We start from the raw sequence: 26,455 nt of genomic DNA on the forward strand, positions 1-26,455 counted from the left end.
GGTCAGAGGTCTACTACGAGGCGGGGGGACTGGGCTCGGGATACGCAGGGGTATATGCGGTTCGCGGGGGCGCCTATGTCGTCGCGGTGGTCGGGGGCGCCGTCGATGACGGTGAGTTCGCAGCTTCCGCAGACGCCCTCGCGGCAGCCGGACGGCACCGGGTATCCGGCGTGGGTCAGGGCGTCCAGCAGGGTTTCGTCGGGGGGTACTTGGACCGTGCGTCCGGACCGGGCGCATACGGCCTCGAACGGGGTGTTGGGGGCGAACGTCCTGGTCAGCGGGTGGAATCGCTCCACGTGGAGGCGTTCGGCGGGGAACGTGGCCTCCACCTCGGCGAGCAGCGGCGCGGGGCCGCAGCAGTAGATCAGGGTGTCGGGGGCCAGCGCGGCACGCAGGGCGGTGAGGTCCGGTCTGCCGTGGTGGCGGGTGGCGACGATCCGTACGCGGTCGCCGTGGAGGGTGCGCAGTTCGTCGGCGAAGGGCATGGTGGCGGGCGACTGGCCTACGTACACGAGGGACGCCGGGACGCCCGTCGCGGCCGCCGCGCGCAGCATCGGCAGGATGGGGGTGATGCCGATGCCGCCCGCGAGGAAGAGGTATTCCGGGGCGGGTACGAGCGGGAAGTGGTTCCGTGGCAGCGACACCTCCAGGGTGCGGCCCGGGCGCAGGAAGCGGTGGATGTACTCGGAGCCGCCCCGGCTGAGGGGGTCGTACCGTACGGCGACCCGGTAGGTGTCACGGTCCGCCGGGTCCCCGCACAGCGAGTACTGCCGGGTCAGCCAGTTCGGGAGGGCCAGGTCGATGTGGGCTCCCGGTTCCCAGGGCGCGAGCGGGCCGGTGGCGCCGCGCAGGACGAGGGTGACGACGCCCTCGGCTGCCTGCTCGATGTGGTCGAGGGTGGTGTGTTGGGTCTGGTGTGTCTGCTGGGTCTGTTGCATCGGTGTTCACCTTGTGGCGTGGTCAGTAGAGCTTCCGGTAGCCGTCCTGGAGCATGCCGTCGAGGACTTCCGTGTCGATGGCGAGTCCGAACTGCGCGGCGGCGATCTCGCCGAACGACGGCATCTCGTCGGCGAGGGTCTGGCTCGCGGGGTCCCACAGGCGGGAGCGGATGAGCGCGCGGCCGCAGTGGAAGTAGGCCTCCTCGACCTCGACGACGATCGCCAGGTCCGGTGCCTTGGCCTCGGTCCGCATCCGGGCCAGGACATCGGGCTCGTCGGTGGGATAGCCGCGGCCGTTGACGCGCAGCGTCTCCCGCATTCCGGGGATGAGGAAGAGCAGCCCGACGCCGTCGTTCTCGGCGAGGTTGCGGAACGAGTCGGCGATCTTGTTGCCGGGCCGGTCGGGGAGCGCGAGGGTGTGGTCGTCGAGGACCTTCACGAACCCCGGGTAGTCACCGCGGGGTGAGCAGTCGGCGCGCCCGGCCGCGTTCGCGGTGGCGAGGGTCAGGAAGGGCGAATGGGCGATGAAGCGGCGGAAGTGGTCGTCGATACGGTCGAGGATCTTGGCCTCGGTCATGGCATCGGGTTCCCCGAGCCGGGCGCGGACCTCGGCGGGTGACACCCGCCGGGGGCGGGCAGGGGCTTGCGTCATGGCGGCTCCTTCCGGAATGGGTGGGCAGGGCACAGCGGGTGCGTTTCCGGTGGCGTCGTCCGGTGGCGTTCTCCGGTGGCGTCGTCCGGTGACGTTCTCCGGTGACGTCCTCGGGTGGCGTTCTCCGGTGGCGACGTCCGGCTACGGACCCGGCGCGCGTCCGCAGGGCCGCCGTTGGCGGTCGTCACCGCTCAGCCGCAGCTCATGGCATCATTGTGAGTAATCATTCAGGTTCTGCGCCACTCGCTTTCGCGGGGTCGTCCAGGAGGTGTCATGACGTCAGGCCGCCGTGGACTTCAGCCACGTAAACAGCCACGCCAGGCCCGAGCCGAACTCACCCGGCAGCGCATCCTCGCCGCCGCTGCTCACGTTTTCGCCGAGTACGGCTACGCCGCCGGGACCACCAATCGCATCGCCGAGCAGGCCCGGATCTCGATCGGCTCGCTGTATCAGTACTACCCGAACAAGGACGCGATCCTGGTCGAGTTGGCGTCCCGTCACCTCGACGCCGGGGAGGCCGCCACCCGGCACCGTCTGGACGAAGAGGAGCCCGAATCCCTTGAGGAGATCATCCGGGGAATCGTGCGCACCGTGATCGAGAACCACGTCGACGACCCGCAACTGCTCCGCGTCATGTACGAACAGGCGCCACGCTCGCCCGAGTTGCTGGAGAGAGTCGCCCAGCACGAGCGGGAACGTATCGACTACACCCGGGAGTTGCTGGAGCGCCACCCCGAGGCCCGGGTCGAGGACACCGACGTCGCCGCCCGGCTCATCGTGGCCTCGGTCGAGCTGCTCATCCACCAGCTCATCGCGTCGCCCCACTCCGTCGATCCCACCCGGCTGGAGAACGAACTCGTCGCGATGATCACCCGCTACCTCACCCTCGGCTAGGCGGCGGGCGCAGTCCGCGCAGCAGTACGGTGAGTCCACCGATGAACTCCCGCTCGGCGCTGACGCTCCGCGCGTGCCGCGCGGTTTCGCTCATGTACGGGAACTCGTCCGGCGGCAGGGCGGCGACGGCGACCGTGCCCTCGCCGGACAGCGGCCCGAGGTGTTCCAGCTGGATTGCCCCGATGACGTAACCGAGCAGGCTGCGCAGCGCGATGACCCGCCGTTCGCCCGTGAAGCCCGCCTCGGTGAGGATGGCGAGCACGGTCTCCGCGTGGCGCAGCACACTGGGGGAACGGTGGCGGTGGGCGAGCGTCAGCGGGACGACCTCCGGATGGGCGCCCACGGCGTTGCGCAGGCGCCGCATCATGACCTCGACGCGCTCGCGCCATGGCTCGTCCGGTGGCGGCGGCTCGGTGTCGACGGCGCCGAGCACCAACTCGACGACCAGCCGCTCCAGCTCATCGCGGTCCTGAACGTACCGGTAGAGGGCCATCGTGCTCAGCCCGAGCTCCTTGGCGACCGTACGCATCGACAGCCCGGCGAGCCCGTCGCGGTCGATGACGGTCAGCGCGGCGGCGGAGATCTGCCCAGGGGTGAGGGAGCGGGGTCGTGGCATGAGGGTTGACAGCGTACGGCATACGCCTACGCTCTTAGGTGTACGGCATACGCCTACGGAGGGGGGAACCGCATGTCCCAGTCCCGCACGCCCCGACAATGCACACCCCTGCAACGCACGTCCCGGCCACGCACGGTCCTGCGCCCCGGCGACCAGGTCACCGCCCGCGAGCTGAGCCCCGTCACCGGACCCGCGCTCACCGTCCCCGCGCCCGACGGACGCCTCACCCACCTGCAGTTCCGCCGCTTCTCGGGCTGCCCCGTCTGCAATCTGCACCTGCGTTCGATAGCCGTCCGGCATGCCGAGATCGAGGCTGCGGGCATCCGCGAGGTCGCCGTCTTCCACTCCCCCGCCGACGAGCTGCGGCCGTACGCGGACACGCTTCCGTTCGCCCTGATCGCCGATCCCGGCAAGCGCCTGTACGCCGAGTTCGGCGTCGAGTCGGCGCCCCGCGCGCTGCTGGACCCCCGGGCGTGGCTTCCCGTACTGCGGGCGCTTCTGCGCAGTACGGCGATGCTGGCGCGCGGGCGCGAAGGCCTGCCGTCCCGGCGCCAGCCACACGGCCGCCTCGGCCTCCCCGCGGACTTCCTCATCGCCCCCGACGGGACCGTCCTGGCCGCGAAGTACGGCGAGCACGCGTACGACCAGTGGTCGGTGGACGAGCTGCTGGCGTCGCGGATCCTGCCATAGTGAGCCCATGACCGACGCGTACGAGCGGATGATGCGGGCCAACCAGGCGAACTGGGATGCCCGGACCCCCGTCCACCTCGCCAGCCGGTTCTACGGGCTGGACGGGGCCGACGCGGCCGACGGGACCGAAGACGTCGGCGAGGCGCCCGACCCGTCCCGCTGGTTCGCCCCCTGGGAGTGGGACGACCTCGGCGAGCTGGCCGATCGCGACGTACTGCATCTGCAGTGCCACCTCGGCACGGACACGATCGCCTTCGCACAGCGCGGGGCCCGGACCGCCGGCCTCGACTTCTCCGCGGCGTCCGTGGCGGCGGCGACCGGCATCGCGGCGCGCGCGGGCCTCGACGTGACGTACGTACGGGCCAATGTGTACGACGCCGTGGAAGCCCTCGGCGGACGGCGCTTCGACGTCGTCTACACCGGCAAGGGCGCCCTGTGCTACCTGCCCGACCTGGACCGCTGGGCCGGTGTCATCGCCGAGCTGCTGCGCCCCGGCGGCCGCCTGTACGTCGTGGAGTTCCACCCGCTCCTCAACGCCCTGGGCCCGAAGCCCGCCCCCGGAGAGGGCCCCGAACTCCTGCTCCGCCACGACTACTTGGGCGGCTCCGGCCCCGTACACCGCGACGCGACCCACACCTACACCGACGGCCCGGCCGTCGAGGGCGCCACCGACAGCTACGAGTGGATGCACGGCCTGGACGATGTCGTCAACGCCCTGACCGGAGCGGGTCTGAGCATCCGCCGCCTCCGCGAAAGCCCCGAACTCCCCTGGCCCCGCTGGCCCCAGATGACCCGCACCCCCTCCGGCTGGTGGCAGCTCCCGGAGCCCCGGATCCCCCTGCTGTACGGGCTCCTGGCGTCCCGCTAGAGCGACCGCTGCAGAAGCAGCGTGTCGATCCACCGGCCGTGCTTGTGGCCGACGGCGGTCAGCCGCCCGGCGTCGGTGAAGCCGAAGCGCCGGTGCAGCGCGGCCGAGACATCGCTCCCGGTGTCGGCGATGACCGCGATCATCCGCTGCTTCCCGGCCCGGGTGGTTTCGGCGATGAGGGACTCCAGCAGGGCGCTGCCCAGCCCCCGGCCGGTGGCGTCGGGGGCCAGGTAGATCGTGTCCTCCACCGTGTACTGGTACGCGGGCTTCGGCCGCCAGGGACTGGCGTACGCGTACCCGGCCACGGCCCCGGCCCCGCCCCCGGACACGTCGGCGACCAGGAAGGGCAGGCCCCGACCGGTGAAGGCGTCCAGCCGCTGTTCCCAGTCGGCGACGGTGGGCGGAGTGCTGTCGAAGGTGATCACGGTCTGCTGGACGTAGTGGGCGTAGATGTCGGCCACGGCCCTCAGGTCGGCGCGGGTCGCCGGACGGATGAGGGTGCTGTGGGCCCGTTCGGGGTCCGGGCCCACGGACGGGTTCTCAGGCATCGCAGACAAGAGGAGAGTCACCTTCGGCTCGGGCGCGGGGGCTCAGGCCGCGGCCGGGATGCGGTGGGGCTGCGGCTCGGCTTCGACCTCTTCGCGGATCGTACGGCAGCTGCGCGAGATGAGGCGGGAGACGTGCATCTGGGAGATGCCCAGCTCCTCGCCGATGTCGGCCTGGGTCATGTCGCGGAAGAACCGCAGGTAGAGGATGTGCTGTTCGCGCTCCGGGAGCCGGTGCAGACAGGGCTTGACCGCTTCGCGGGCGATGACCGTCTCGTAGCGGGCCTCGGGGCTGCCGAGGGTGTCGGCCAGCGAGTAGCCGTCGTCCGAACCGGCCAGCTCGACGTCCAGGGACAGGGAACGGAAGCTGTCCATGGCCTCCATGCCGGCGAGCACGTCCTCCTCGTCCAGACCGGCGGCCTCGGCGATCCGCGCCACCGTCGGGGAACGGTCGGCGCCCGCCGTGGCGGCCAGTTCCTGGAGGGTGGCGCGGACCTTGTTCCGCAGCTCCTGCACCCGCCGGGGAACGTGCACATCCCAGCTGCAGTCGCGGAAGTACCGCCTCAGCTCCCCCACGATCGTGGGGATCGCGTACGGCTCGAACGGGCCGCCGCGCTGCGGGTCGTAGCGGTCTACGGCCTTGACCAGGCCCATCGCCGCGACCTGCTTCAGGTCGTCCAGGTTCTCGCCCCGGTTGCGGTAGCGACCGGCGAGGCGGTGGGCCATCGGCAGCCAGACCGCGACCAGTTCCTCGGCCAGGAGGTCCCGCTCGGGACCCTCGGGGGCCGCGGCCAGCCGTTCGAAGTCGGCCGCGGTGTCGGGGGCGTCGTCGTGACGATGACGGGTGCGCGCGGGTGTGGTGCTCGTCAGTGTCATCTGTCCTGCTCCCTGCTCGTCGCTGTTCAGCAGAGCGGGAAGCCAACACGGCACATCTGGGGCCCACTGCGCGTACGCGCGGCTCCCGCCAGGTGTGCCTGCTTTCCGAAGCACCTCGATCACTGACTCTTCTAGCCCGGCGCGCTGACGTCAAACCGTTCCCGCGCGGAAGACCTGGCCGACTTCTCCGGCTACCGGGTCTGATCAGCGGGTTGTGTGGGCACCTCCGTTCACGTTCAGCACCTGGCCCGTGATGTGGCGGGCCGCCGGGGAGGTGAGGAAGGCGACCGCTCCCGCGATGTCCTCGGGCGAGCCCGGGCGGCCCGTGGCGGTGGAGGCGATCAGCCGCTCGCGGGTCTCGTTCGCCAGCTGGTCGCGGAAGAACTCGGTGTCGGCTATGTAGCCGGGGGAAACGACGTTGGCGGTGATGCCGCGCGGGCCGAGCCGCGCGGCCAGGTCGAGGTTCCAGGTGGCGAGTCCGGCCTTGGACGCGCCGTAGGCACCGGCTCCCTGGTCGGCGGCGATCGACCCGATGTGCACGACCGCGCCGCCGGAGGCGAGCCGGTCGTCCACGCACCGTGTCGTCAGCGCGGCGGTGACGAGGTTCGCGTCGAGGTTGGCGCGGAAGTCACGGGCGTAGGAGGCGAGGTCCGACTTTCCGTCGGCGTCGAAGTCGGTGTTGCCTCCGGCGTTGTTGACGAGCACGTCGAGCCGGTCGGGCAGCTCGGCCAGCAGCTCGGTGAGGGCCGAGGGTTCCGTGTGATCGCAGACCAGGGCGCGGACGCCCGTCTCGTCCGCCAGCTCCTTGAGCGGGCCCGGGCGGCGACCGGTGACGATGACCCGCTCCCCCTGCTCCGCGAAGTGCCGGGCGATCGCGCGGCCGATGCCCGTACCGCCGCCGGTGATCAGAACGTCGCGTGACATAAGCTGGACTCCCATCGCATGTTCAGGCCTAAATTTAGACCTAAAAACGTTAACTCGGGAGAGGCACCATGGCAAACGAACCCAAGGTGGAGGGCGACGACGGGCAGCGGGCGGACGACACCGGGCCCGACCTCGCGCGGGACATCGCCGAGGCCTGGGAGCGGGAGCGGCCCGGGACCCCGGTCTCCTCGATCCAAATCGTCACGCCGGTCTGGCAGCTGGCCAAGCTCTTCGGCGACGACCGGCGCCGGGTCCTCAATCGGGCCGGGGTGGACGCCGCCACCCTCGACCTGCTCAGCGTCCTGCGCCGCAGCGGACCTCCGTACACGCTCACCACCCGCGAGTTGAGCCGCCGTTCCCTGGTCACGGCAGGCGCCGTCTCGCAACGCACCACCCGCGCCGAACGCGAGGGGCTGGTCACCCGGCGGGCCGTCCCCGGCCGCCTCCGTACAGTCGAGGTCACGCTGACCCGGGCGGGCCACGACCTGGTCGAGGCGACCGTCGACCAAGTGCTCGGCCGCGAGGCCGAGTTGATCGACGGTCTGACCCCTGACGAGCAGGCCCACCTCACCTCGCTGCTGCGCCGCCTCCTCCAGGACGTACAGCACCGCCTCGGCGACAGCCGGATCACCCATGTCGGCGAGGAGTGACGCCGAACCGCTACGGCGCCGCCACCGGCTCCTCGGTGTTCTCCGTACGGTCGGCGAGCTTGAGCCAGACCACTCCGGTGATGATGACGCCCAGCCACAGGGCCTTGGCCCCGGTGAGCGTCTCGTCGAAGAAGGCCGGGCCGAGGACCGCCGCGTCGACCGCGCCGATGCCCGCCCAGACGGCGTAGCCGATGCCGACGTCGATGGTGCGCAGCGCCACGCTCAGCGCGTAGAGGGTCAGCAGGAAGAACACGACAGCGACCAGCGACCACGTCAGACGGGTGAAGCCCTCGCTGCCGCCGACGGAGAGCGCGTAGCCGACCTCGAACCCTCCGGCGAGGAGGAGCATGAGCCAGGCCTGAGCCGGGTTGTTACTGGGGTTGGGCATGTCCGTGAGTGTCCTTTCGCGGGAATTCGCGGGAGTTGGCGGGAATTCGCGGGGATGGGTCAGGTGGTGGCGGGAGGCTCAGGCGCCACCGCTGAGCTGGAGGCCGACGACCCCGGCGATGACGACGGCGATGCCCAGCGCCTTCCGCCAGTTCAGGCGCTGGCGGAAGTAGGTCGCGATGGCACCGCTGACCAGGGTCGCGATGGTCCACTGACGGTTGGTGAAGCCCGCGGCCTTACCGGCCGCGATGGCGACGGTGATCTCGAAGATGACGGCGACGGCGAGGTAGAGCCAGTGCGCGGGGAGGTCCTTTCAGAGGAACGACGGTCGGCGCGGTCCGGGCGTCGAGGCTCCGCCCCATCGGAAGACGGTCTCCTACGCGTCGGCCGCCTCGTCCGACCAGGCCATGTGGGGCCGGATCCTCACCCTGCACGCACAGGTGGAGCATCAGCTCACCCAGGCCCTGCAGCGCAAGCACGGCATGGGGCTCTCCGAGTTCCGCGCCCTGGAGTGTCTCGTCCAAGCCAGCGACGGCGAGCTGCGCATGCAGGAACTCGCCGACAAAGTCGGCCTCGGACAAAGCTCGGTGACCCGGCTGGTCGGCCGCCTCTTCTCGGCCGGGTTCGCCTTCCGCGACCTGTGCCCCGACGACAAACGCGGTGTCTACGCGGTCATCACCGACGACGGCAGGCAGCGCTACGCCGACGCGCGCGGCACCTACTCCGAGGTCCTCAGCGCGGCACTGAACACCGCTGGAGCCACCCCGGAGCTGGCCGGTACCGTACAGGCGCTGCGCAGCGCCCTCTGAGCCGCGCCGCGCACGCCACCGCGCGGCGGGCCAACTCCGCCAGGCCGGGGCCTACTCCGCGGGCCGCCGCCACAGGGGCTGACGGCGCAGGGCGGGCAGCCACTGGGAGGGCAGTGCGCTGTGCTCCCGGAACACCGCTGCCAGCTCGGTGACGCTCATGGTCGGGAGGTCGCGGGCCCGGGCGTCCTTCCAGGCCCGGGTGAGCGTGTCGAAGAGTTCGAGGACCGCGGGTGGCCGTACCCAGTACACGTTCTCCTCCGCGACGGTGTACGCACCGGCGTTCACCTTCGTCTTCGGGGAGGCGAGAACGCAGAGGGAGTCACCTGGGGCGGCGGCGCCTTCCGTCTTCTCCGTCGTGCGCAGGTGGCCTCCGGCCTGCCGGGCCTGCTCGGCGCCGATCTCGCCCGTCTCCTTGGCCTGATTCTTCGCTTCCCAGATGACCCACCGGGCGCTGCCGAAGATCCAGACGGCGTCCGGCCGGGCCGCCGATCCGTCCCGGGGGTCTCCATAGCTCTTGCTGGCCCCGGCCAGGTGCCCGAGGTGGACCAGCCCGTCCTCGTACGGGTCGGGATCCGTCTGCTGGAGCCCCGCCCTGGCGGCGAGCGCCGCGTGGAAGGCGTCCGGGCCCCACATGTCCTTCGCGGCCAGGATGGCGGTCATGGCCGCCTCGTCGGTGGGGTCGAGTTCCTCGGTCGCGGCCGCGGGCGGCGCGGCGACCGAAGCGACGCGATCGAACCACGTCGTGCCACGGCTGTTGCGCCGCGCCTCACGGAAGTATCCGGCCGCCGTCTGCCGGAGCTGCGGCTCCCCGGTGGCCTCGGCCATGCGGTGGGCCACGCAGAACCCCAGATAGCTCCAGAGCGAGCTGTACCGCTTGGGCGTCTGCGCGTTGCGGAGCTGATCGGTCACGTTCTTGATGGCGGTGAGTGCGAACCGGTGGTCCTTGGACCAGAGAGCGTTCGCGGCGGCTATCTCGTGACGGACGGCCCGCTGCAGCGCCGCGGCGCCGGGGCTGTCCTGACGGACGTACGTTTCCCGGTTCCTGACGATGTCCTCTTCGACCACGTCCCAGTCGGGGCCCTGAGCGTTGAATACGGCCAGGTTCTCCCACACGTCGTCCGTGGTCTGGTCGAGCGAGGCGTCGAAGCCGACCTCCAGCTCGGCGTGAATCTCCGGGTGCATCGACGCCTGGATGTCCCGGCGGGCCAGGTGGGACGTCAGATCGCGGTCGAGGACGAGCACGACGGCGTGGTCGCGAAGATTGCGAGTCGCCCGGCCGGCGCCTTGCTGGATACGGGCGCGGATGCGCTCGTGGAGCACTTCTTCGGCGCCGACGGAGTCGTAGAGGAAGCGCTCCTGGAGGTCTCCGTTGGCCGGAAGGCCCATGAGCACCACCAGTCGGCAGTCCTCGTCCGGGAGGTCGACGCCGTCGTAACGGTTCGTCAGAAGCAGGGCGGCGGCGGGTTCCGAGGTGAAGGCGGACAGGCCGTCCTCGACCTCCTGCGCGGTGAAGGTCCGGTAGAAGTCCGGGAGACAGTGCTCACGGAAGCTGTTGGCCACGCGGGTCTCCGGCGTGAGGACGACGGCACGCCCGGCCTCCTTGATGGCCCGCTGGACGAAGGGTCCGACGTCCTCCGGCGCCGAGGCCAGGTCCTGGGTCAACTCCGGGAAGATGAACAGCCTTCGCCCGGTACCTTCCTTGTCCCATCCCGCGGGAACGGGAATGCGGTGAATCCTGGGCCGCCCGAAAGCCCGCTCCAGCTCACCGCCGGACCCCAGCGTGGCGCTCATGTAGACGCGCCGCTTGGGGCTGTCGAACGCGCGGTGCTGGAAGGTGGGCGCGATCAGCGGACGGATGAGGATCTCGCGGTAGGACACGTACGCCAGGCAGTCCGCCACATGGGTCTCGAGGAACTTCCAGGCGTGCGTCGCGTCACCGCTGACCTTGTCCTGGGCAACGGCCTCCCGGAGGACCGATTCCACGTGGCCCGCATGGGCGGCGACGGCGGCCGGAGAGGCCAGGTAGATCGCCTTGAGGTACTGGCTCCCCGGGGTCTCGGACCGCAGATGTGACAGCAGCAGAGGGTCCAGCGCGGGGCTCAGCGCGGTGAGCACGTCCATGTAGGCGCTCTCGTGCGAACCGCGGCTTATTCGCAGCCTCCAGGGCTTGGAAACGTACCCCTCGGCCGCGTGCGCGTCGTCCAGGATCAGCGCGTCGGCGGCGTCGATCCTCGGCCGCGAGTTGAACACATGGCTGTACGTGCTGACGGCTATCGCCCCACCGGCCTCATAGCGCGCCAGGTCGGCCTGGTCCCAGGAGCGTGACCGGCCGATCAGGAGCGACTTCGGGATGCCGTAGTCGTCCAGCTTCTGCGCGGTCTGCACGGCGAGCTGCCGCGTGGGACACAGATAGGCGACGCGGTGTCCCTCGGCCCGGCGCAGATACTCCGCGATCAGCCCGCCGACCAGGGTCTTCCCCGCTCCGGTCGGCAGCTCCAGCGCGACATCGCCCTTGTCGCGGAAGTCCGTATGCCAGCGCTCCATGACCTTCGACTGGTGCCCCCAGACGGAATCAGGCCCCCGGTTCCCCCGGGCCAGCAGCCGGTACAGCTGCTCCGGATCGCCTGGAACTCCGACCGGGTCCGCCTGCCTGCGCTTGAACGCCATGCCACCCCTCTCTCCCCGCAACCCTCATGCGTCGCACTCATCGTAAGAACGATGCCCTCCGGCCGCGCGGGCCGGAGGGCAGGGAGCAACGACCGGAGCTAGAACAGGCGGTTCAGGCGGAGCGAGAGATAACAGCCCCCGGCGCGGCCGTCGGTGTCGTCGCTCACCGTCACGGGGTGGCCCTCATAGGCCGTGTCGTAGGTGTCCTTGGGGCGGTAGTTCTTGCACTGTCCCCCCGCGTCGGCGCCGCCGTCGCCGTAGAACTGCACATCGAGGCCGATGTCCGAGCGACCGGACAGGGTGAAGGTGAGGTTGCACCAGCCCGCGCGGCCGTCGGTGTCGACCCGGATGAGGTCGCCGAACGTCTTGAACGGCTTGATCGGGATCGTCTTCGTGCCCCCGTTCTGGCACTGGCTGTCGTCGCTGCCGGGCTCCGCCTCCCAGGTGTAGGTGGCGTTCAGGCCCGCGAGCGAGTTCGACGGATCGTAGATGCCGAAGGCCAGCTGACAGCCGCCCGCGCGATTGTCGGTGTCCAGACGGATGGCGGTGGTCCAGTCGGGCGCGGTGACCCACCGCTCCGGCGGATTCGTCGGCCCGTCGCACTGGCCGTTCCCGTCGGGGTAGAACCGAACGCCCAGTTCGGGCGCGGCACTGGCCGAGGACGACGCCGCGTTGGCCGACGTGGCCGACGTGGCCGACAGGCCGGTCACCATCAGCAGACCGACCGCCAGCGCGGACGCCATCCGGGCGGGTCTTCTGCCCAGCTTCAGCTTTCTCACGTATGTCTCCCAGGATGTCTTCGCTTGATCAGGAAAGGGTGCAGAACCGTTCCATGAGCGTGAATGGCCATCTCTGAGTGCAATGAAGCGCAGCGCCGACAGCGCGCGACGACGATGGCAGAAATTATCCAGGGCACATCAGGACAAGCAGCAGTCCGATATCAGCCACGTAGAAGACCCCTGAACTCTTGGCCAGGGAGCGGTGCGCACCATGCCCCAGGGGCCGTGCCGGCGGGGGAACCGTCCGGCGCACTCGCTATAGCGCACGCTAACGCGTGCTTGACGCGTTGTCATTCCCCCTTGCTATCCCCCTATGTGACCCTTGTGATGGCAGCCATATCAATTGCTGGTGTAGGCGCGCTCGGGCCCGTGCTAGAAAGGGCACTTCCCCAGGTCCCGTAATGGGCAAAGTGCGCTTTGAGCAGGCTCCTGTTGTTGAACGGGCCGAATCTCGATTGTGGAAGCGATTCGACAACACGGAGCCGCCCGCGCGACTTCGCAGCGGACCGACCCGATGGAAAGCCGAGGACAGGACACTATGCCCCAGGGACAGACAGCGGAATCCATACTGACCGCACACCGCGACCGGCTGCGCCCCGTCGACCGGTGGATTCCGGAGGCCGCCCCGCTGCCGGAGCCCGCCGACGGCCAGGAACTGCTGGAGGCCGACGGCGCGTACGGGCTGCTGACCCACACCCAGGTCGAGGTCGACTCGCTGGAGGCGGTGCTCGGCCCGCTGGACCGCTGGGAGCTGGAGCCCCGGGTCTCCGGGCCCGACGAGATGGCCGCCCTGCTGACGCGGTGCAACCAGCACATGAAGGACCACGCGGAGCGCCCCGGCGCGGACTCCATGGCCGCCGTCGAGTGGCCCAGCCGGGACGTCGCCATGACCCGGGTCCTCCGTGCCTTCGGCTTCGTCCCCGAGTTCGTGATGATCGGGCAGCTCAAGGACACCGCGCTGATGCCCGAGCCGGGCAACGTCCGGGTGCGCCGGGCCACCGTCGAGGACACCGAGGAGGTCTGCGAGCTGCAGATGGTGGAGACCCGGTACGACGCCGCCGTCAGCGGCGCCGTCGAGCGCCCCAACACCGAGGCACTGCTGCGCGCCGAGATCGTCGAGCAGATGGCGGGCCCCGATCCGCTGGTCTGGGTCGCCGAGTACCAGGACAAGATCGTCGGGGTGCACCGGGGCCAGGAGCCCTCCGAACCGCAACAGGCCTGGCTCGCGACGAAGATCGCCACCTCGCCGGTCGCCCACCTGGTCGGCACGGCCGTCAAGGAGGAGTACCGCAGCCTGGGCATCGGCACCTCCATGTCCAACCACGCGCACACCGAGATGAACGCCATGGGCATCGGCGCGGCGGTCGGCTACCACGCGATGTTCAACCCGATCTCCATGCCGTTCTGGCACCGCCACGGCTGGCGGCCGTTCTGGCACCGCTGGATGCGCATTCCGGCCGTCTGACCGGCACCGAGACGAGAATCCATACGACCCTGTGGAGATATGAATGCTGGTCAAGGCGCTGGAGGAGCGGGCCGACGCGGTCGCGGACCGCCCCGCCCTCGAATGCGAGGGGGAGGAGCTGACGTACCAGGAGGCGCACGAGCGGGCCAACCGGCTCGCCCGTCACCTGGTCGCCCGGGGGGTGGGGCCCGACCGCGTCGTCGCGGTGATGCTGCCCCGTTCCACGGACCTGCTGGTGACGCTGCTGGCGGTGCTCAAGGCGGGCGGAGCCTACCTCGCGCTCGACCCGGAGTACCCCCACGAGCGGCTGGCCTTCCAGGTCCGCGACGCCGCCGCGGTCGCCCTGGTGACGTCGTCACACATCGACGCGGACCGCTCCGACCTGGGCGTTCCGCGCATCGTGCTGGACGACCCCGCGACGGCCGACACGCTGGCCGCACTGCCCGCCGGGCATCTGACGGACGACGAGCGGACCGCCCCGCCGAACCCCGAGGACCTCGCGTACGTCATCTACACGTCGGGTTCCACCGGCACTCCCAAGGGCGTCGAGATCCCCGTACGCGCTCTGCACAACCTGATGGAGGCGATGCGGGAACTGTTCTCCCTGGGGCCCGGTGACCGCATGCTGTCGGTCACCACCGCCACCTTCGACATGTCCGTGCCCGAGCTGTTCTTCCCGTACTACACCGGTGCCTGCGCGGTCATCGCGCCCCGGGCCACCGGGCAGGACCCGAGGGAACTGGGCGATCTGATCGTCCGCCGGAAGATCGACCTGGCCCAGGCCACCCCGACCCACTGGCACATGCTGGCCACGGTCAGCCCCGAGGCGCTGCGCGGCCTGCGCATCGTCATCGGCGGAGAGGCGTTCTCGGAGAAGCTGGCGGCGACGCTGCTGGACCTGGGCGCCGAGATGGTCCAGGGGTACGCGCCCACGGAGACCACCGTGTGGTCGACGATGCATCCGATCACCGCGCCCGAGGACGCGCCCGTCATCGGCAGTCCGTTGCGCAACACCCGCCTGTACGTCCTCGACGAGGAGCTGGCGCCCGTCGAGACCGGCGCCGAGGGCGAGCTGTTCATCGCGGGCGACGGTGTCGGCCGCGGCTACCTCAACCGGCCGGAACTGACCGCCGAACGCTTCCTGCCCGACCGGTTCGGTGGCGGCCAAGGCGACGGCAGCGGTAAGGCCCTGATGTACCGCACGGGCGACCTGGTGCGGATGCGCCCGGACGGCTCCGTGGTGTACATCGGCCGTACGGACCACCAGGTCAAGCTGCACGGCTTCCGGCTGGAACTCGGCGAGGTCGAGGCCGCCCTGGAACGCTCCGAGGACGTCGCCCAGGCGGTCGCGGCGGTCCGCGAGGACCGGCCGGGCGACCGGCGCCTGGTGGCCTATGTGACGCCCGCTCCCGGCCGCGTGCCCGACACCGCGACGTTGCGGACGTCCGTGGCGGACACGCTGCCGCTGTACATGGTGCCGTCCGCCGTCGTCGCCCTGGAAGAGTTCCCGCTCACCCCGCACGCGAAGATCGACCGCAAGGCCCTCCCGGCCCCCGTCGTCGAGCAGACCGCCATGGTCGAGACCCACCTCACGCAGTCGGAGCTGATGCTCAGCCGGCTCTTCGCCGAGGTGCTCGGAGTCGAGCAAGTGGGCCCGCGCGACAGCTTCTTCGACCTCGGCGGCTCCTCGGTGCTCGCGGCACGGCTGCTGGCGCGGGTGCGCTCCGAAATGGACCTGGACCTCCCGATCCGGATGCTCGTGGAGTCCCCGACTCCTGCCGAGCTGTCCCGGCGGCTGACCGGCGAGGAGCCGCAGGACTCCTTCGACGTCCTGCTGCCGCTGATGACCAAGGGCGACGCGCGGCCGTTGTTCTGCATGCGCCATCTCGGCGGCACGGCCTGGTGCTATGGCGTCCTCGCCCAGCACTTCAGCCTGGACTACCCGATCTACGGCCTCCAGTCGCACACCTTCCAGGAGTTCGACACCCCCGTCGACACCATCGCGGCCATGGCGGCGGACTACGCCGACCGCATCAGCGGCGTGCAGGCCAGCGGCCCGTACCGCCTCCTGGGCTGGTCCTTCGGCGGCATCCTGGCCCACGCCGTCGCCGCCGAGTTCCAGAAGCGCGGTGAGGAGGTCGAGTTCCTCGGGGTCTTCAACATCGACCCGTACCTCACGGAGAAGGAGGACCGGGACGAGCAGGGCCTCATCGAACTGATCCTCCGGATCAACGGCAAGGACCTCGCCGACTACGAGCGTCCCCTCCGGTACGAGGACGTCGCCGAGTTCGCCGACATGGCCACGAACTACGCCTGGCGGGGCCGGAAGAGCGCGGCCGAGACGTTCGTCGGGACCATGCTGACGGACCTCGGCGCGTGGCGGGAGCACCGGCCCGAGAAGTACAGCGGCACCATGCATTTCTTCGCCGCCGACCCCAGTCCGGTGGCCGAGGCGGCCTCCAGCGAGGCCTGGGAGCCGTACGTCGCGGGCGAGATCGTCCGCCACGAACTGGGCTGCGTACACGAGGAGATGCTCAGCAGTCCGCGCGTGCTCCGCCAGGTCGCCGAGATCGTCAGCGGCCATCTGAAGGACTGACCGGACCGGGACCCACCGCATCCCGTTTCCACCTGGGCGGTGCTCGGCGGCAGGCTGCCGCCGAGCCCGTCCCGCCCGGATCCGGGTGTGTGCCGAGTGCCTAATTCGTCATGCCCGTGGGCGGCCCCTTTTTCCTGCCGACCACCGCTGCCGGAAAACCGCCGGACGGCTGCCGGGAAACCGCCGGGAAAGTGAATCCCGCTCCCCGGGCATTCACGGGAATCGTTCGCGGACCCTTTACCCGAACCCTTCTCACCCCCTAGCCGTTTCGAGGATCCGTGTATGTGTCCCAACGCCAGAAAATCCGGAGCTGATCGTGAGAAAGCCGTTGGAGCTCAAGACCTGGACGTAGAGCTCCGGCGCAAGGAGACGCCCGGGGTCGAGAGCGTGACCCACCTCAACAACGCCGGTGCCGCGCTCATGCCCGCCCCCGTAGTGCGGGCGATGACGGAGCACTTGGAGCTGGAGGCGCGGCGCGGCGGGTACGAGGCCGCCGAGATCCAGGAGGAGGCGCTGAACCTGCCCTATGCCGCCGCCGCGGAGATCCTGGGCTGCGAGCCGGGCGACATCGCCATCACCGACAGCGCCACCCGCGCCTGGAGCCTGGCCTTCTACTCCATTCCCTTCCAGCCGGGGGACCGCATACTCGCGTCCTCCGTCGAGTACGGGAGCAACTACCTCTCCCTGCTGCACGTGGCGCGCCGCGCCGGGGCCGTCGTCGAGGTGCTGCCGAACGACGAGTTCGGCCGCGTCGACGTGGCCGCCCTGCGGGCGATGCTGGACGACCGGGTGAAGGCCGTGGTGATGACCCACGTGCCGAGCCATTCCGGCATCGTCAACCCGATCGCCGAGATCGGCGCCGCGGTCCGGGAGACCGGCGCCCTGTACCTGGTGGACGCCTGCCAGTCGATCGGGCACTTACCGATCGACGTGAAGGAGGTGGGCTGCGACTTCCTCTCCGCCTGCGGCCGCAAGTATCTGCGGGGCCCGCGCGGCACCGGGCTGCTGTACATGAGCCCTCGGGCCGCTGAGAACGTCGATCCGCTGATGGTCGGCCTGGACGGCGCGTGCTGGCTCGGCGGCGGCCGCTACGCGATCGCCCCGGGCGCCAAGCGGTTCGAGACCTGGGAAGTGAACGCCGTGGCCCGGGTCGGCCTCGGCGCCGCCCTCAACTACGCGCTGGAGACCGGGATCGAGGCGAGCTGGGCGCGTATCGCCGAACTGGGCCGGACACTCCGCCGCGAACTGCACGCCCTCCCCGGCGTCCAGCTGCTCGAGCGGGTGGACGCCGGGGAGGGGGAGCTGGCCGGCATCGTCGGCTTCACCGTCGACGGCCATGAGCCCGACGAGATCCGACAGGCGATGCACCGCTCCGACGTCAACCTGTGGGTGTCGAGATCGAACACGGCCTGCGTGGACATGGAGGACCGCAAGCTGGAGCAGACGCTGCGGGCGTCCGTCCACTACTACAACACGCACGCGGAGATCCAGCAGCTCAGCTCCGCCCTCGGGGCCTTCCTCGGCGACCCCCGCACGTCCGACGAGATCGCGGCCGCGACCGCGGCGGGCAGAGCCTGCGACGTCCTATGACGTCCTATTCGGTGCGCAGGGCCGTGGCGGTTCGGGTCCTGGCGGCCCACCCGGCGGGCAGGAGCGCGCCCAGGGTGGCGATGAGCAGGCCGCCGAGAGCGAGCGGGAGCAGCTCGGCCCCGTGGTAGACGGCGATGACGGAACGGGGGAAGCGGAGCCCCACGCTGTCGCCCATCGCGGGGAGGACCCAGCCGTGCAGGGCGACACCGAGCGGCACGCCCAGAGCGCCCGCGACGAGTCCGGTCACGGCGACCGAGGTGAGGACCATCGCGACGGTCTGCCGGGGAGTCATGCCGAGCGCCTTGTGGACACCGATCTCCCGGACGCGCTCGCGGGTATCGAGCAGCACGCTGTTCAGTACGCCGAGCGCGGCGACGGCGACGAGCATCAGCGTGAGGATCCCGGACAGCGCGATGAGCGTGGCGACCATGTCTCCCCCGGCGCCGGGCCCGCCAACCTGAGCGGTGGCGCCCAGGGGCGCCAGGTCCCTGTTCAGCGCGTTGACGTAGCCGGTCACGTCGGTGCCTGACGTGACCGCGATGTGATGGCTCGTCTCCGTCAGGTCGGGATGTGCGGCCGTGAGGGTCGAGGCGCCGGTGAAGACCTGCATGCCGTCGTTACGGGGGTCGAGGACCTCGCCGACGATCCGGACCGTGACCGGCTCGGCCAGGCCGCCCAGCGTGACGGTGTCGCCGACGCGGGTGCCGGTGGCGGCCAGGAAGGGGGTCGGGACCACGGCCTCGCCGGGCCTGTCGAACCAGCGGCCCGAGACCATCGTGTAGCCGCCCCAGGAGGCCTCGCCGGTGAAGGCGTTCACGTCGATGGTGCCGGTCAGGCCGGACACGGTCGCCCGTACCGTCGCGGCGCGGTAGTACTTCCCGGTTCCGGCGGCGGCCTTGATGGCCGCGGCGACTGCGGCGGGGTCGGCCTCGGGCCGCTTCTCCAGAGCACGCCCCGGGGGCCCGAAGTCCGGCAGCGGCGCGGGCACCGTGACATCGGCGGCGTCATGGGCCTTGGCCTTCATCACCTGGCCGAGCGAGGCGCCCATCCCCACGGTGAACGTGACGGCGATGGCGCCGAACAGGATCGCCGTGCCCATGGCCAGCGCGCGGGCGGGCCGCGCGAAGGGCCGGGCCAGGCCCAGGGCGACCGGCTGCGGCAGCGGCAGCCGTCCGGCCAGGCGGGCCGCCCACCGGCCGCGCCCCGCCGAGGCGGTACGCCCGACGGCGAGCGCGTCGACCGTACGCAGCCGGCCGGCCCGCCAGGCACTCGCCCACGCGGTCACCGCCACCAGGCCGAGCACCCCGGCGATCACCGCCAGATCGACCCAGGGGGCGACGGCCAGGGACGAGGTGCCGTAGACCTCCTCGGTCTCGGCCATGACGGGGACGGCGAGCAGATGACCGGCGAGGACACCGAGGACCGTACCGGCGGCGGCCGGGAGCAGCGCCTGGCCCACGTAGGCCCGCACGACCTGGGCCGGGGTGAAGCCGACGGCCTTGAGGACGCCGATGCGGCGCGTCGCCGTGCCGACGGCCGACGCGACGACGTTGCCGACGATGAGCGCCGACATGACCAGGCCCAGGGCGCCGAACGCGATGAGGAACGGGACGTAGACGGCGGTGTCACGCTCGGCGCTCTTCCTGACGGTGAGCCAGGACTGTTCGCCGACGGCCCCTCCCGGCGGCAGGGACTCCGTCACGGCCTCGCCGCCTTCGGTGATCTGCCCGGCGGTGCCCGCGTCGGTGAAGCGGTAGAGCATCTGGTAGCCGCCGCTGCCGGGTGCGGTGAGCGCGGGCATCTGCGACGGAACCACCCAGGCGTCGGCGGTCTGGGTGACCGATCGGGCCACACCGACCACCGTCAGGGCCGGAGCGCCGGGCAGATCGGGGAAGGCGAGCCTCATGCCCATCCTCGGGAAGAGCGAGGAGCTGGCGGACAGCACGATCTCGCCGGAGCGCGTGGGCCACCGCCCGTCGAGCAGTGCCACCTCGTCCACGTCCCGGCCGGGATCGCCCCGGCCGACCACGGTCATCGGCCACTCGGGACCCCCGTCCGACCGTGGGGTGACCGTCGCCGTACGGAACGGCCCGGCGGCGGCGCTCACCCCTTCGGCGTCCTTGGACCTCGACAGCTGCCCGGCGCCCACCTTGCCCGCGTCGAACTCCACTGACAGATGCGCGCCGTGCTGCTCCGCGAAGGCGTCGTCGAAGGGCGCGCCGGACACCACGAGCAGCGACCCGCCGAGGACGGAGGCGGCCACCGCCATCATCGTGGCGAGCCCGATCACCAGCGTCTGCACCCGGCGTCGTCCCACGCCCGAGCGCACCACCTTGCCGAGCGCGCTCATCGGACGGCCTCCGAAGCGGTGGCCTCCGGGCCGACGGCCTCCGACCGGACGACGTCTTCGGTGATCCGGCCGTCGGCGATCCGGACCGTACGGTTCGTGCAGGACCGGGCCAACTCCAGGTCGTGGGTGACCACGACGATGGTCTGGCCCTCGGCGTTGAGGGCGGTGAGCAGCCTGCTGACGTCCTGTCCTGCGGCCGTGTCCAGGGCCCCGGTCGGCTCGTCGGCCAGCAGCAGCGCGGGCCGGTTCATCAACGCCCGGGCCACCGCCACGCGCTGCCGCTCGCCGCCGGACAGCCGCCCCGGGTAGGCGCGGGCGTGCCGGTCGATGCCCAGCAGTTCCAGGAGTACCGCCGCCCGGCGGTCCGCCACGCCACGTGCCATACCCGCGAGGCGCGCGGGCAGGGCCACATTGTCGGTGACGGTCAGATCGTCGAGCAGGTTGAAGAACTGGAAGACCATGCCGATCTTCGACCGCCGGTAGAGCGCCAATGCGGCTTCGCCCAGCCGGTCCACCCGTAACCCGTCCACGGTGACGGTCCCCGTATCGGGCCGGTCCAGGCCCGCGATCAGATGGAGCAGCGTGGACTTGCCGCTGCCGGAAGGGCCGAGGATCGCGACGGCCTCGCCGGGCCGCACGGTCAGCGACGCCCCGTGCAGGGCGGGCGGGCCGTCGTCGTATCGTCGGCTCACCTCGCGCAGTTCGATCACCGGCATGGCCATGAGAAGGCTCCTCGGGTACGGGCGGTTGGCTTGCGAGAACGCTAGGAGCGGGCCCGGCCCGCGCGCGTCGCCCGCCCGGACCCCTTGCGGTACCGCGCCGGGATGAGCCCCGAGAACGTCATCCCTGCGATGTAGTCGGGCGATGTATCCGGGGCGCCGGGAATGACCACCGGGACGGACTCCGCGGGTCCGCGCGGCGGCGACAATGAACCGGTGACGGCCTTACGTACGACGCTGGAGCGGCTACCGGAAGCCGCCCGCCGGACGGTCCGCGACGCCGGGCTGCCGAGCGGTCCGCCGCTGCGGCCCACCCGGCGCGCCTGGCAGTTCGACGCGCTGGTGGCGCTGGCACTCGGCATCGCCACCGTCCACTACGGCGTCGACAACGTCGGTGTGGTCGTGAGGCGGGAGATCGCACCCGGCGTGGAGCACCTGGCGCCGCGCCCCTCCGGCCCCGGCGGCCTGGCCTTCATGGTGTCCCTCGCGGTCATCGCCTCGGGTGCCCTGGCGCTGCGCCGCCGTTACCCGCTCGCCGTGCTGTGCGTGGTGACGGCCGCGACCCTGGCGACACCGCAGAGCGTCATGCGGCTGACCTTCTACGCGTTCGTCATCGCCGTCTACAGCGCCGCCGTGTACAGCCCGTACCGGGTGGCGACCCTGGCGGCGCTGCCGGTGTCGGTCGTCCTGGTCGGCACCTCGGGGAACTCGGTGACCCCGATCGTCCCCAACAACTACATCGCCCTGCTGATCCTGGTCCCGATGGCCGTGGCCGCCGTCGGCCTGCGCACCTGGAAACTCCGCACCGACGAGGGCCGCACCCGGCTCTCCGCCCTGGAGCGCGAACAGGCCGAGGCGCTGCGCCGGGCCGTCGAGCACGAGCGGGCCAGGATCGCCCGCGAACTGCACGATGTCGTCACCCACAACGTCAGCGTGATGATCATTCAGGCGGGCGCCGCCCGCAAGATCATGAAAACCTCCCCCGAGCAGGCCGGTGAGGCGCTCCTCGCCGTCGAGGCGGGCGGGCGAGCGGCCATGACCGAGCTGCGCCACGTCATGGGCCTGCTCACCATGGCCGACCACGGCGAGGGGACGGAGGCAGACGCGGACCTGGCCGGTGCGGCGGCGGAGCTGGCCCCGCAACCCGGCCTGGACCAGCTCGAAACGCTGGTCGGACGGGTCCGGGACACCGGACTGCCCGTCGGCCTGACCGTGACCGGCCCGCCCCGCCCCCTCCCGCCCGGCCTCGAACTCGCCGCCTACCGCGTGGTCCAGGAAGCCCTGACCAACACCGTGAAGCACGCCGTGGGCGCCACCGCCGCCGTGACCGTCGAATACGGTCCGGAACGGCTCCGGGTGGAAGTCACCGACACCGGTGGGCGCCCGGGCGCGGGCACCGGAAGCGGCCGGGGCCTGATCGGCCTGCGCGAGCGCCTCGCCGTCTACGACGGAACCCTGACCACCGGACAGCGCCTGACCGGCGGCTTCCGTGTGGAGGCCCTGATCCCCTTGGAGACACCGTGACCGAGCCGCCGCCGCGTGTGCTCCTCGCCGATGACCAGACCCTGGTCCGCACCGGATTCCGGATGATCCTCAGCGCCGATGGCATCGACGTCGTCGCCGAGGCGACCAACGGGACCGAAGCGGTCGAAGCGGTCCGCCGCACCCGGCCCGACGTGGTCCTGATGGACATCCGGATGCCCGAGATGGACGGCCTGGAGGCCACTCGCCGCATCCTCACCGGCGCCCCCGCCCCCGCCCGCTCCCCCTCCCCTTCCCCCGGCACACCCCGCGTCATCATCCTGACCACCTTCGACCTCGACCGGTACGTCTACGCGGCACTGTCCGCCGGGGCCAGCGGCTTCCTCCTCAAGGACGTCACGCCCGAGCAACTGACCGCGGCCGTCCGCACGGTCCGTACCGGTGACGCCCTCCTCGCGCCCGCCATCACCCGCCGCCTCGTGCAGAGGTTCGCCCAGCGCGGCGGCGACACCGCCGCCCTCCACCGCGACCTCGCCTCGCTCACGCCGCGCGAGCTGGAGGTCCTCGGCCTGCTGGCGCGAGGACTGAGCAACGCCGAACTCGCCACCCGCCTCCACCTGGCCGAGACGACCGTCAAGACCCACATCGCCCGTATCCTCGCCAAACTCGGCCTCCGCGACCGCGTCCAGGCCGTCATCGCCGCCTACGAAACGGCTGGTCAGCGCAGGCGCGCACGAGGCCGCCCAGCAGCCCACCGAGCAGCCGTAGACCGTTGCCGAGGGCGGGGCGGGTCAGCGGAGCCCGGCGAAGAGATCGTTCTCGGGTACGGCGGCGCCGGTGGCGTCCTTGACCCGCAGGTAGGTCTCCATGCCCATCAACTCGCCGAACCTCTCCTTACCCATCTTGAGGAAGAAGATGTTCTCGCCCTGACTGGCGTGCGCGGCCAGCGCGTCGAACTTCTGACCGCTGAACGCGGTGGTGTCCACCCACGTGGTGATCTCGTCGTCGGGGAGGCCGATCTCGGCCATCGCGGCGGCCTCGGCCGGATCCGGCTCCGACATGTCCTCATCGAACTCGCGCATGGTCTCACCGAACCGCCGCATCATCGAGTGCGGCATCGTGGTCCAGTACACCTTCGGGGTCAGCGTGGTCATCTCCAGCGCCGCCATCGTGATGCGGTGGGCCTGAATGTGGTCGGGGTGGCCGTAGAAGCCGTTCTCGTCATAGGTGACGACCACATCGGGGCGGTAGTGCCGCATGAGTTCCGCGAGCCGGGCGGCGCCTTCCTCCACGGGGGTCTGCCAGAAGGACCCGGGGTCTTCGTTGCTCGGCCAGCCCGTCATCCCGGAGTCGGGATAGTCCAGCATCTCCAGATCGCTGATCTTCAGAACGTCACAGCTGGCCTTGAGTTCTTGACGGCGCATCAAGGCGACGGCCGCCGGATCGTGCCCGGGATCGCCCGGCTTGATACCCCCCGGTCCGTCACCGCAGCCGCCGTCGGTACACGTCACGAGAACCGTGCGGATGCCCTCCGCCGCGTACCGCGCGAGGACCCCTCCGGTTCCGGTGGCCTCGTCGTCGGGGTGGGCGTGTACGGCCATGAGCGTCAAGGGCCGGTCAGTCATGAAACAGTCCTCCTGCGGAAATACGTCGTGGTCCAGGTGCTCGATGCAACCGTGCCGCCGTGACAACTGTTCCCTTCGCGGGAACGCCGCCAAGATCGCTGCGATGTGGAAAGCCCCGAACCCGCCCTCGCCGCCCCGGATCTGCACGTGGTGATGTGCCGTGCGATGTGCACCTTTACCTGTACGCGGTACTGAGCTGCGCTGTTGATGGGGAGTCGAACCCCGCGTTGCTCTTCACGCGCCAGGAGTGGGCTGGAAGACCGCCAGCCCTCGGTGTGTGCACGCCTCCGAAACCGCTACCTGCTCCACATGCCCAGCTTGCTGGACCACTCAGTCCAGCAGATCGACTTCCCAGTTCGTGCGCTGGATCCGCACATCGACCTCGCGGATCTCCCGGGCGAGTACATCCGCCTGCCCGCGCAGTTCCGCGACCGGAAGCGCGGAAAGCATCATCAGCTCGGACCGAAGCTGCCGGCCGTACCCCCGCTCGCCCTTACCCGCCGCCGCGTCGGCCGCCGCGGTGACCACGGAGTGACGCAGCCGCAGGACATCCCGGCGTGCGAGGGCATCGGTGAGCGTGCCGTCCGGACCCATCTCCACGGCGGCATTGGTCCGGTTGATCCGCCGGATCAACGTTTCCAGCGCGTCCAGCACCGCACCGGCCTCGGCCAACAGCTGAGCCGCGTCCTCGGCGGGCGTCTCACCCTCCTGGTGCCGCGCACTGCTGACAACGCGCGCTCGCAGCTGCTCTACGCGGCGGGTCGCCTCCGCACGTTCCGCCAGTGCCTCAGCAAGCTTCACTGTCTCCACTTCCCCCTCCATGAACTCGCACGAGTATACGAGTGGGACCCAGCTCATACGCACCTGGATTTTGATCCGCCGGAGCCCCCGCAGGAGTCCCAGGACGAGTTCTGATACACCCCGCCCGTACGGACGGGGAGGGCGCGCATCAAGCGTGCATGGGGTGGACAGCGCTCGGCATGGGACAACGTCACATGCAGCGTGGTGAGGATGCGCGGTGTCCGTCCGGTGCTCCTTCTCGAACCCGCGCGTCTCTTCCGCCTGGACAAGCCGCGTGGGAACGTCCAAAGCAGGCCACGTAGCAGCATGGCCGAGAGGCCAGATCTGAGTCAGACGGGCGATCGCCAGCGTGTCCGAAGCGAAGGTCCTCACTGCTGCGGGAGCTCGGGAGGCGACATGGCCACGGTTGGCGCCGAGCTGCCGGATGCGGACGCCGTGCGCAGCCGGGTGAACGGCTGGCTGGACGGTTTCCTGGAGGGAAAGGCCCAAACCGCCGTGGGACTGCGGATGCCCGCCGAGGCACACCAGTGCCTGCGCGACTTCCTGGCGGCCGGCGGGAAACGCCTGCGCCCCCTGGTGTGCGTGAGTGGCTGGCAGGCCGCAGGCGGCCGCGGTGAGCTTGGTCCGGTCGTGGCGGTGGCGGCGGCGTTGGAGATGTTTCACGCGTTCTGCCTTGTCCACGACGATGTCATGGACGATTCCGCTACCCGACGCGGCGCCCCCACTGTCCACCGCCGCCTCGCGCGACACCACCACGACGGGCGGAGCACGGCGGCAGCCCGTCGTCTAGGTGCCAGCGCTGCGGTCCTCGTCGGGGACCTCGCTCTGGCCTGGTCCGACGAACTCCTGAGCACCGCTGACCTGACTTCTCACCAGCTTCAGGCGGTGCTGCCGCTGATCCATGTCATGCGCGACGAGGTGATGTACGGCCAGTACCTGGACGTCACCTCTGCCGGCCGCCCCACTGCGGATGTGGAGAAGGCACTGCGGATCGTGCGATACAAGACCGCCAAATACACCATTGAGCGGCCCCTGCACATCGGAGCCGCCCTCGTCGACGCCCCGCCCACAGTGCTGGATGCACTGAGTGCCTATGCCTTGCCCGTCGGCGAAGCCTTCCAGCTCCGCGACGACATCCTGGGTGCCTTCGGCGATCCGACAACGACAGGCAAGTCGTCCTGGGAAGACCTGCGGGACGGCAAGCAAACCGCGCTGATGGCCTTGGCCCTTCAGCGCGCCGACGCTGTCCAACGCCGAGTCCTGCTCACCCGGGTTGGCGATCCTGCCCTGGACGAGGACGGCGCCACCCGTATTCGGGACATTCTCACCGCCACCGGCGCCCTCAGGGCGACCGAGGACATGATCAGCCACCGCCGCCAGCAGGCCCAACGCACCCTGGACCACGGCCCGTTCCCGCCCACCGCGACCGCCGCCCTGCGTCAGGTCGCCGACGCCGCCGCCGCACGAACCACATGACCGCACCGAAGGTTCCGACACGTGGGTGGTGGCGTCGCGGCACCACCCACGGCCCG

At 70.7% G+C, this 26,455-nt stretch carries 24 protein-coding genes and 1 pseudogene; 11 read left to right on the forward strand and 14 right to left on the reverse strand.

Going from position 1 to position 26,455, the window contains the following annotated elements; genetic code table 11:
• Positions 1-2 precede the first annotated feature (2 nt).
• Both ACWC5C_RS03730 and ACWC5C_RS03735 read right to left on the reverse strand, forming a co-directional pair.
• The gene (locus tag ACWC5C_RS03730; RefSeq protein WP_450873382.1) at positions 3-938 is read right to left on the reverse strand and encodes a PDR/VanB family oxidoreductase; all 936 of its coding nucleotides are present in this window, start codon (positions 936-938) and stop codon (positions 3-5) included.
• Between the two features lie 22 nt (positions 939-960).
• Complete coding sequence (locus tag ACWC5C_RS03735; protein WP_450873384.1) at positions 961-1,590, reverse strand: MSMEG_1061 family FMN-dependent PPOX-type flavoprotein; 630 nt, start codon at positions 1,588-1,590, stop codon at positions 961-963.
• A gap of 273 nt (positions 1,591-1,863) precedes the next feature.
• On the opposite strand from ACWC5C_RS03735, the gene ACWC5C_RS03740 reads away from it, so the two are divergent.
• Entirely contained in the window at positions 1,864-2,484 is a 621-nt protein-coding gene (locus ACWC5C_RS03740) for a TetR/AcrR family transcriptional regulator (protein WP_450873386.1), read from the forward strand.
• Here the strand turns inward: ACWC5C_RS03740 and ACWC5C_RS03745 are convergent.
• Positions 2,471-3,100, reverse strand: coding sequence for a TetR/AcrR family transcriptional regulator (locus ACWC5C_RS03745; protein ID WP_450873388.1), 630 nt, complete (start codon positions 3,098-3,100; stop codon positions 2,471-2,473). The two genes, ACWC5C_RS03740 and ACWC5C_RS03745, sit on opposite strands and share 14 nt — an antisense overlap.
• Before the next feature lie 138 nt (positions 3,101-3,238).
• Here ACWC5C_RS03745 and ACWC5C_RS03750 point away from each other — a divergent pair, with 138 nt between their 5' ends.
• Both ACWC5C_RS03750 and ACWC5C_RS03755 read left to right on the forward strand, forming a co-directional pair.
• Positions 3,239-3,790, forward strand: a complete 552-nt coding sequence (locus tag ACWC5C_RS03750) for a peroxiredoxin-like family protein (RefSeq protein ID WP_450873980.1) — start codon at positions 3,239-3,241, stop codon at positions 3,788-3,790.
• Between the two features lie 7 nt (positions 3,791-3,797).
• Complete coding sequence (locus ACWC5C_RS03755; RefSeq protein ID WP_450873390.1) at positions 3,798-4,658, forward strand: class I SAM-dependent methyltransferase; 861 nt, start codon at positions 3,798-3,800, stop codon at positions 4,656-4,658.
• On the opposite strand, the gene ACWC5C_RS03760 is transcribed toward ACWC5C_RS03755, so the two are convergent.
• The 3 genes from ACWC5C_RS03760 to ACWC5C_RS03770 form a co-directional block, all read right to left on the reverse strand.
• Positions 4,655-5,206 (reverse strand): N-acetyltransferase family protein, encoded by a 552-nt coding sequence (locus ACWC5C_RS03760; RefSeq protein ID WP_450873982.1) that lies wholly within the window; start codon positions 5,204-5,206, stop codon positions 4,655-4,657. The genes ACWC5C_RS03755 and ACWC5C_RS03760 overlap by 4 nt on opposite strands.
• A gap of 42 nt (positions 5,207-5,248) precedes the next feature.
• On the reverse strand, positions 5,249-6,079 hold the full coding sequence (locus ACWC5C_RS03765) for a SigB/SigF/SigG family RNA polymerase sigma factor (RefSeq protein WP_450873391.1): 831 nt from the start codon (positions 6,077-6,079) through the stop codon (positions 5,249-5,251).
• Positions 6,080-6,283: 204 nt separating this feature from the next.
• Positions 6,284-7,003, reverse strand: coding sequence for an SDR family NAD(P)-dependent oxidoreductase (locus tag ACWC5C_RS03770; protein ID WP_450873393.1), 720 nt, complete (start codon positions 7,001-7,003; stop codon positions 6,284-6,286).
• A gap of 68 nt (positions 7,004-7,071) precedes the next feature.
• Here ACWC5C_RS03770 and ACWC5C_RS03775 point away from each other — a divergent pair, with 68 nt between their 5' ends.
• The gene (locus ACWC5C_RS03775; RefSeq protein WP_450873395.1) at positions 7,072-7,653 is read left to right on the forward strand and encodes a MarR family winged helix-turn-helix transcriptional regulator; all 582 of its coding nucleotides are present in this window, start codon (positions 7,072-7,074) and stop codon (positions 7,651-7,653) included.
• A gap of 10 nt (positions 7,654-7,663) precedes the next feature.
• On the opposite strand, the gene ACWC5C_RS03780 is transcribed toward ACWC5C_RS03775, so the two are convergent.
• Positions 7,664-8,041 carry a DMT family transporter gene (locus ACWC5C_RS03780; protein ID WP_450873397.1) on the reverse strand — a complete coding sequence of 126 codons (378 nt, stop codon included), beginning with the start codon at positions 8,039-8,041 and terminating at the stop codon, positions 7,664-7,666.
• Positions 8,042-8,119: 78 nt separating this feature from the next.
• A complete protein-coding gene (locus ACWC5C_RS03785; RefSeq protein ID WP_450873984.1) occupies positions 8,120-8,311 on the reverse strand; it encodes a hypothetical protein in 192 nt (63 codons plus the stop codon).
• A 136-nt stretch (positions 8,312-8,447) separates the two neighbouring features.
• Between ACWC5C_RS03785 and ACWC5C_RS03790 the strand changes: the two genes are divergently transcribed.
• Complete coding sequence (locus ACWC5C_RS03790; protein WP_450873399.1) at positions 8,448-8,849, forward strand: MarR family winged helix-turn-helix transcriptional regulator; 402 nt, start codon at positions 8,448-8,450, stop codon at positions 8,847-8,849.
• A 51-nt stretch (positions 8,850-8,900) separates the two neighbouring features.
• On the opposite strand, the gene ACWC5C_RS03795 is transcribed toward ACWC5C_RS03790, so the two are convergent.
• Positions 8,901-11,516 (reverse strand): DEAD/DEAH box helicase, encoded by a 2,616-nt coding sequence (locus ACWC5C_RS03795; RefSeq protein WP_450873401.1) that lies wholly within the window; start codon positions 11,514-11,516, stop codon positions 8,901-8,903.
• A gap of 98 nt (positions 11,517-11,614) precedes the next feature.
• Positions 11,615-12,295, reverse strand: a complete 681-nt coding sequence (locus ACWC5C_RS03800; protein WP_450873403.1) for a hypothetical protein — start codon at positions 12,293-12,295, stop codon at positions 11,615-11,617.
• A gap of 538 nt (positions 12,296-12,833) precedes the next feature.
• Between ACWC5C_RS03800 and ACWC5C_RS03805 the strand changes: the two genes are divergently transcribed.
• The 3 genes from ACWC5C_RS03805 to ACWC5C_RS03815 all read left to right on the forward strand — a co-directional run bounded on the left by ACWC5C_RS03805 (position 12,834) and on the right by ACWC5C_RS03815 (position 17,946).
• Positions 12,834-13,760: a GNAT family N-acetyltransferase gene (locus tag ACWC5C_RS03805; RefSeq protein ID WP_450873405.1), complete on the forward strand. Its 927-nt coding sequence runs from the start codon at positions 12,834-12,836 to the stop codon at positions 13,758-13,760.
• 43 nt (positions 13,761-13,803) lie between these two features.
• Positions 13,804-16,356: a non-ribosomal peptide synthetase gene (locus tag ACWC5C_RS03810; protein ID WP_450873407.1), complete on the forward strand. Its 2,553-nt coding sequence runs from the start codon at positions 13,804-13,806 to the stop codon at positions 16,354-16,356.
• Positions 16,357-16,743: 387 nt separating this feature from the next.
• A complete protein-coding gene (locus ACWC5C_RS03815) occupies positions 16,744-17,946 on the forward strand; it encodes an aminotransferase class V-fold PLP-dependent enzyme (protein WP_450873409.1) in 1,203 nt (400 codons plus the stop codon).
• A gap of 4 nt (positions 17,947-17,950) precedes the next feature.
• Here the strand turns inward: ACWC5C_RS03815 and ACWC5C_RS03820 are convergent, their stop codons facing one another.
• On the reverse strand, positions 17,951-20,296 hold the full coding sequence (locus tag ACWC5C_RS03820; RefSeq protein WP_450873411.1) for an ABC transporter permease: 2,346 nt from the start codon (positions 20,294-20,296) through the stop codon (positions 17,951-17,953).
• The gene (locus ACWC5C_RS03825; protein WP_450873413.1) at positions 20,293-21,018 is read right to left on the reverse strand and encodes an ABC transporter ATP-binding protein; all 726 of its coding nucleotides are present in this window, start codon (positions 21,016-21,018) and stop codon (positions 20,293-20,295) included. The genes ACWC5C_RS03820 and ACWC5C_RS03825 overlap by 4 nt, the downstream gene beginning before the upstream one ends.
• 213 nt (positions 21,019-21,231) lie before the next feature.
• Here ACWC5C_RS03825 and ACWC5C_RS03830 point away from each other — a divergent pair, with 213 nt between their 5' ends.
• Entirely contained in the window at positions 21,232-22,539 is a 1,308-nt protein-coding gene (locus ACWC5C_RS03830) for a sensor histidine kinase (protein ID WP_450873415.1), read from the forward strand.
• Positions 22,536-23,265, forward strand: a pseudogene (locus ACWC5C_RS03835) (response regulator). The gene ACWC5C_RS03830 and the pseudogene ACWC5C_RS03835 overlap by 4 nt, the downstream one beginning before the upstream one ends.
• A gap of 23 nt (positions 23,266-23,288) precedes the next feature.
• Here the strand turns inward: ACWC5C_RS03835 and ACWC5C_RS03840 are convergent.
• Together ACWC5C_RS03840 and ACWC5C_RS03845 are read right to left on the reverse strand one after the other, a co-directional pair.
• Positions 23,289-24,122: a PIG-L family deacetylase gene (locus tag ACWC5C_RS03840; RefSeq protein WP_450873416.1), complete on the reverse strand. Its 834-nt coding sequence runs from the start codon at positions 24,120-24,122 to the stop codon at positions 23,289-23,291.
• A gap of 330 nt (positions 24,123-24,452) precedes the next feature.
• Complete coding sequence (locus ACWC5C_RS03845; protein WP_450873986.1) at positions 24,453-24,923, reverse strand: DIP1984 family protein; 471 nt, start codon at positions 24,921-24,923, stop codon at positions 24,453-24,455.
• Positions 24,924-25,319: 396 nt separating this feature from the next.
• Between ACWC5C_RS03845 and ACWC5C_RS03850 the strand changes: the two genes are divergently transcribed.
• Positions 25,320-26,399 (forward strand): polyprenyl synthetase family protein, encoded by a 1,080-nt coding sequence (locus ACWC5C_RS03850; RefSeq protein ID WP_450873418.1) that lies wholly within the window; start codon positions 25,320-25,322, stop codon positions 26,397-26,399.
• Positions 26,400-26,455: the final 56 nt, after the last annotated feature.

The organism is Streptomyces sp. NPDC001700, from assembly GCF_053596435.1.

What these genes read in the sequence shown, in the direction of transcription:
- ACWC5C_RS03740 (WP_450873386.1), top strand. Translation starts at nt 1,864, where the DNA reads ATGACGTCAGGCCGCCGTGGACTTCAGCCACGTAAACAGCCACGCCAG.
- ACWC5C_RS03840 (WP_450873416.1), bottom strand. Translation starts at nt 24,122, where the DNA reads ATGACTGACCGGCCCTTGACGCTCATGGCCGTACACGCCCACCCCGAC.
- ACWC5C_RS03795 (WP_450873401.1), bottom strand. Translation starts at nt 11,516, where the DNA reads ATGGCGTTCAAGCGCAGGCAGGCGGACCCGGTCGGAGTTCCAGGCGAT.
- ACWC5C_RS03805 (WP_450873405.1), top strand. Translation starts at nt 12,834, where the DNA reads ATGCCCCAGGGACAGACAGCGGAATCCATACTGACCGCACACCGCGAC.
- ACWC5C_RS03790 (WP_450873399.1), top strand. Translation starts at nt 8,448, where the DNA reads ATGTGGGGCCGGATCCTCACCCTGCACGCACAGGTGGAGCATCAGCTC.
- ACWC5C_RS03745 (WP_450873388.1), bottom strand. Translation starts at nt 3,100, where the DNA reads ATGCCACGACCCCGCTCCCTCACCCCTGGGCAGATCTCCGCCGCCGCG.
- ACWC5C_RS03810 (WP_450873407.1), top strand. Translation starts at nt 13,804, where the DNA reads ATGCTGGTCAAGGCGCTGGAGGAGCGGGCCGACGCGGTCGCGGACCGC.
- ACWC5C_RS03775 (WP_450873395.1), top strand. Translation starts at nt 7,072, where the DNA reads ATGGCAAACGAACCCAAGGTGGAGGGCGACGACGGGCAGCGGGCGGAC.
- ACWC5C_RS03760 (WP_450873982.1), bottom strand. Translation starts at nt 5,206, where the DNA reads ATGCCTGAGAACCCGTCCGTGGGCCCGGACCCCGAACGGGCCCACAGC.
- ACWC5C_RS03780 (WP_450873397.1), bottom strand. Translation starts at nt 8,041, where the DNA reads ATGCCCAACCCCAGTAACAACCCGGCTCAGGCCTGGCTCATGCTCCTC.
- ACWC5C_RS03770 (WP_450873393.1), bottom strand. Translation starts at nt 7,003, where the DNA reads ATGTCACGCGACGTTCTGATCACCGGCGGCGGTACGGGCATCGGCCGC.
- ACWC5C_RS03730 (WP_450873382.1), bottom strand. Translation starts at nt 938, where the DNA reads ATGCAACAGACCCAGCAGACACACCAGACCCAACACACCACCCTCGAC.
- ACWC5C_RS03825 (WP_450873413.1), bottom strand. Translation starts at nt 21,018, where the DNA reads ATGGCCATGCCGGTGATCGAACTGCGCGAGGTGAGCCGACGATACGAC.
- ACWC5C_RS03755 (WP_450873390.1), top strand. Translation starts at nt 3,798, where the DNA reads ATGACCGACGCGTACGAGCGGATGATGCGGGCCAACCAGGCGAACTGG.
- ACWC5C_RS03765 (WP_450873391.1), bottom strand. Translation starts at nt 6,079, where the DNA reads ATGACACTGACGAGCACCACACCCGCGCGCACCCGTCATCGTCACGAC.
- ACWC5C_RS03820 (WP_450873411.1), bottom strand. Translation starts at nt 20,296, where the DNA reads ATGAGCGCGCTCGGCAAGGTGGTGCGCTCGGGCGTGGGACGACGCCGG.
- ACWC5C_RS03735 (WP_450873384.1), bottom strand. Translation starts at nt 1,590, where the DNA reads ATGACGCAAGCCCCTGCCCGCCCCCGGCGGGTGTCACCCGCCGAGGTC.
- ACWC5C_RS03850 (WP_450873418.1), top strand. Translation starts at nt 25,320, where the DNA reads ATGGCCACGGTTGGCGCCGAGCTGCCGGATGCGGACGCCGTGCGCAGC.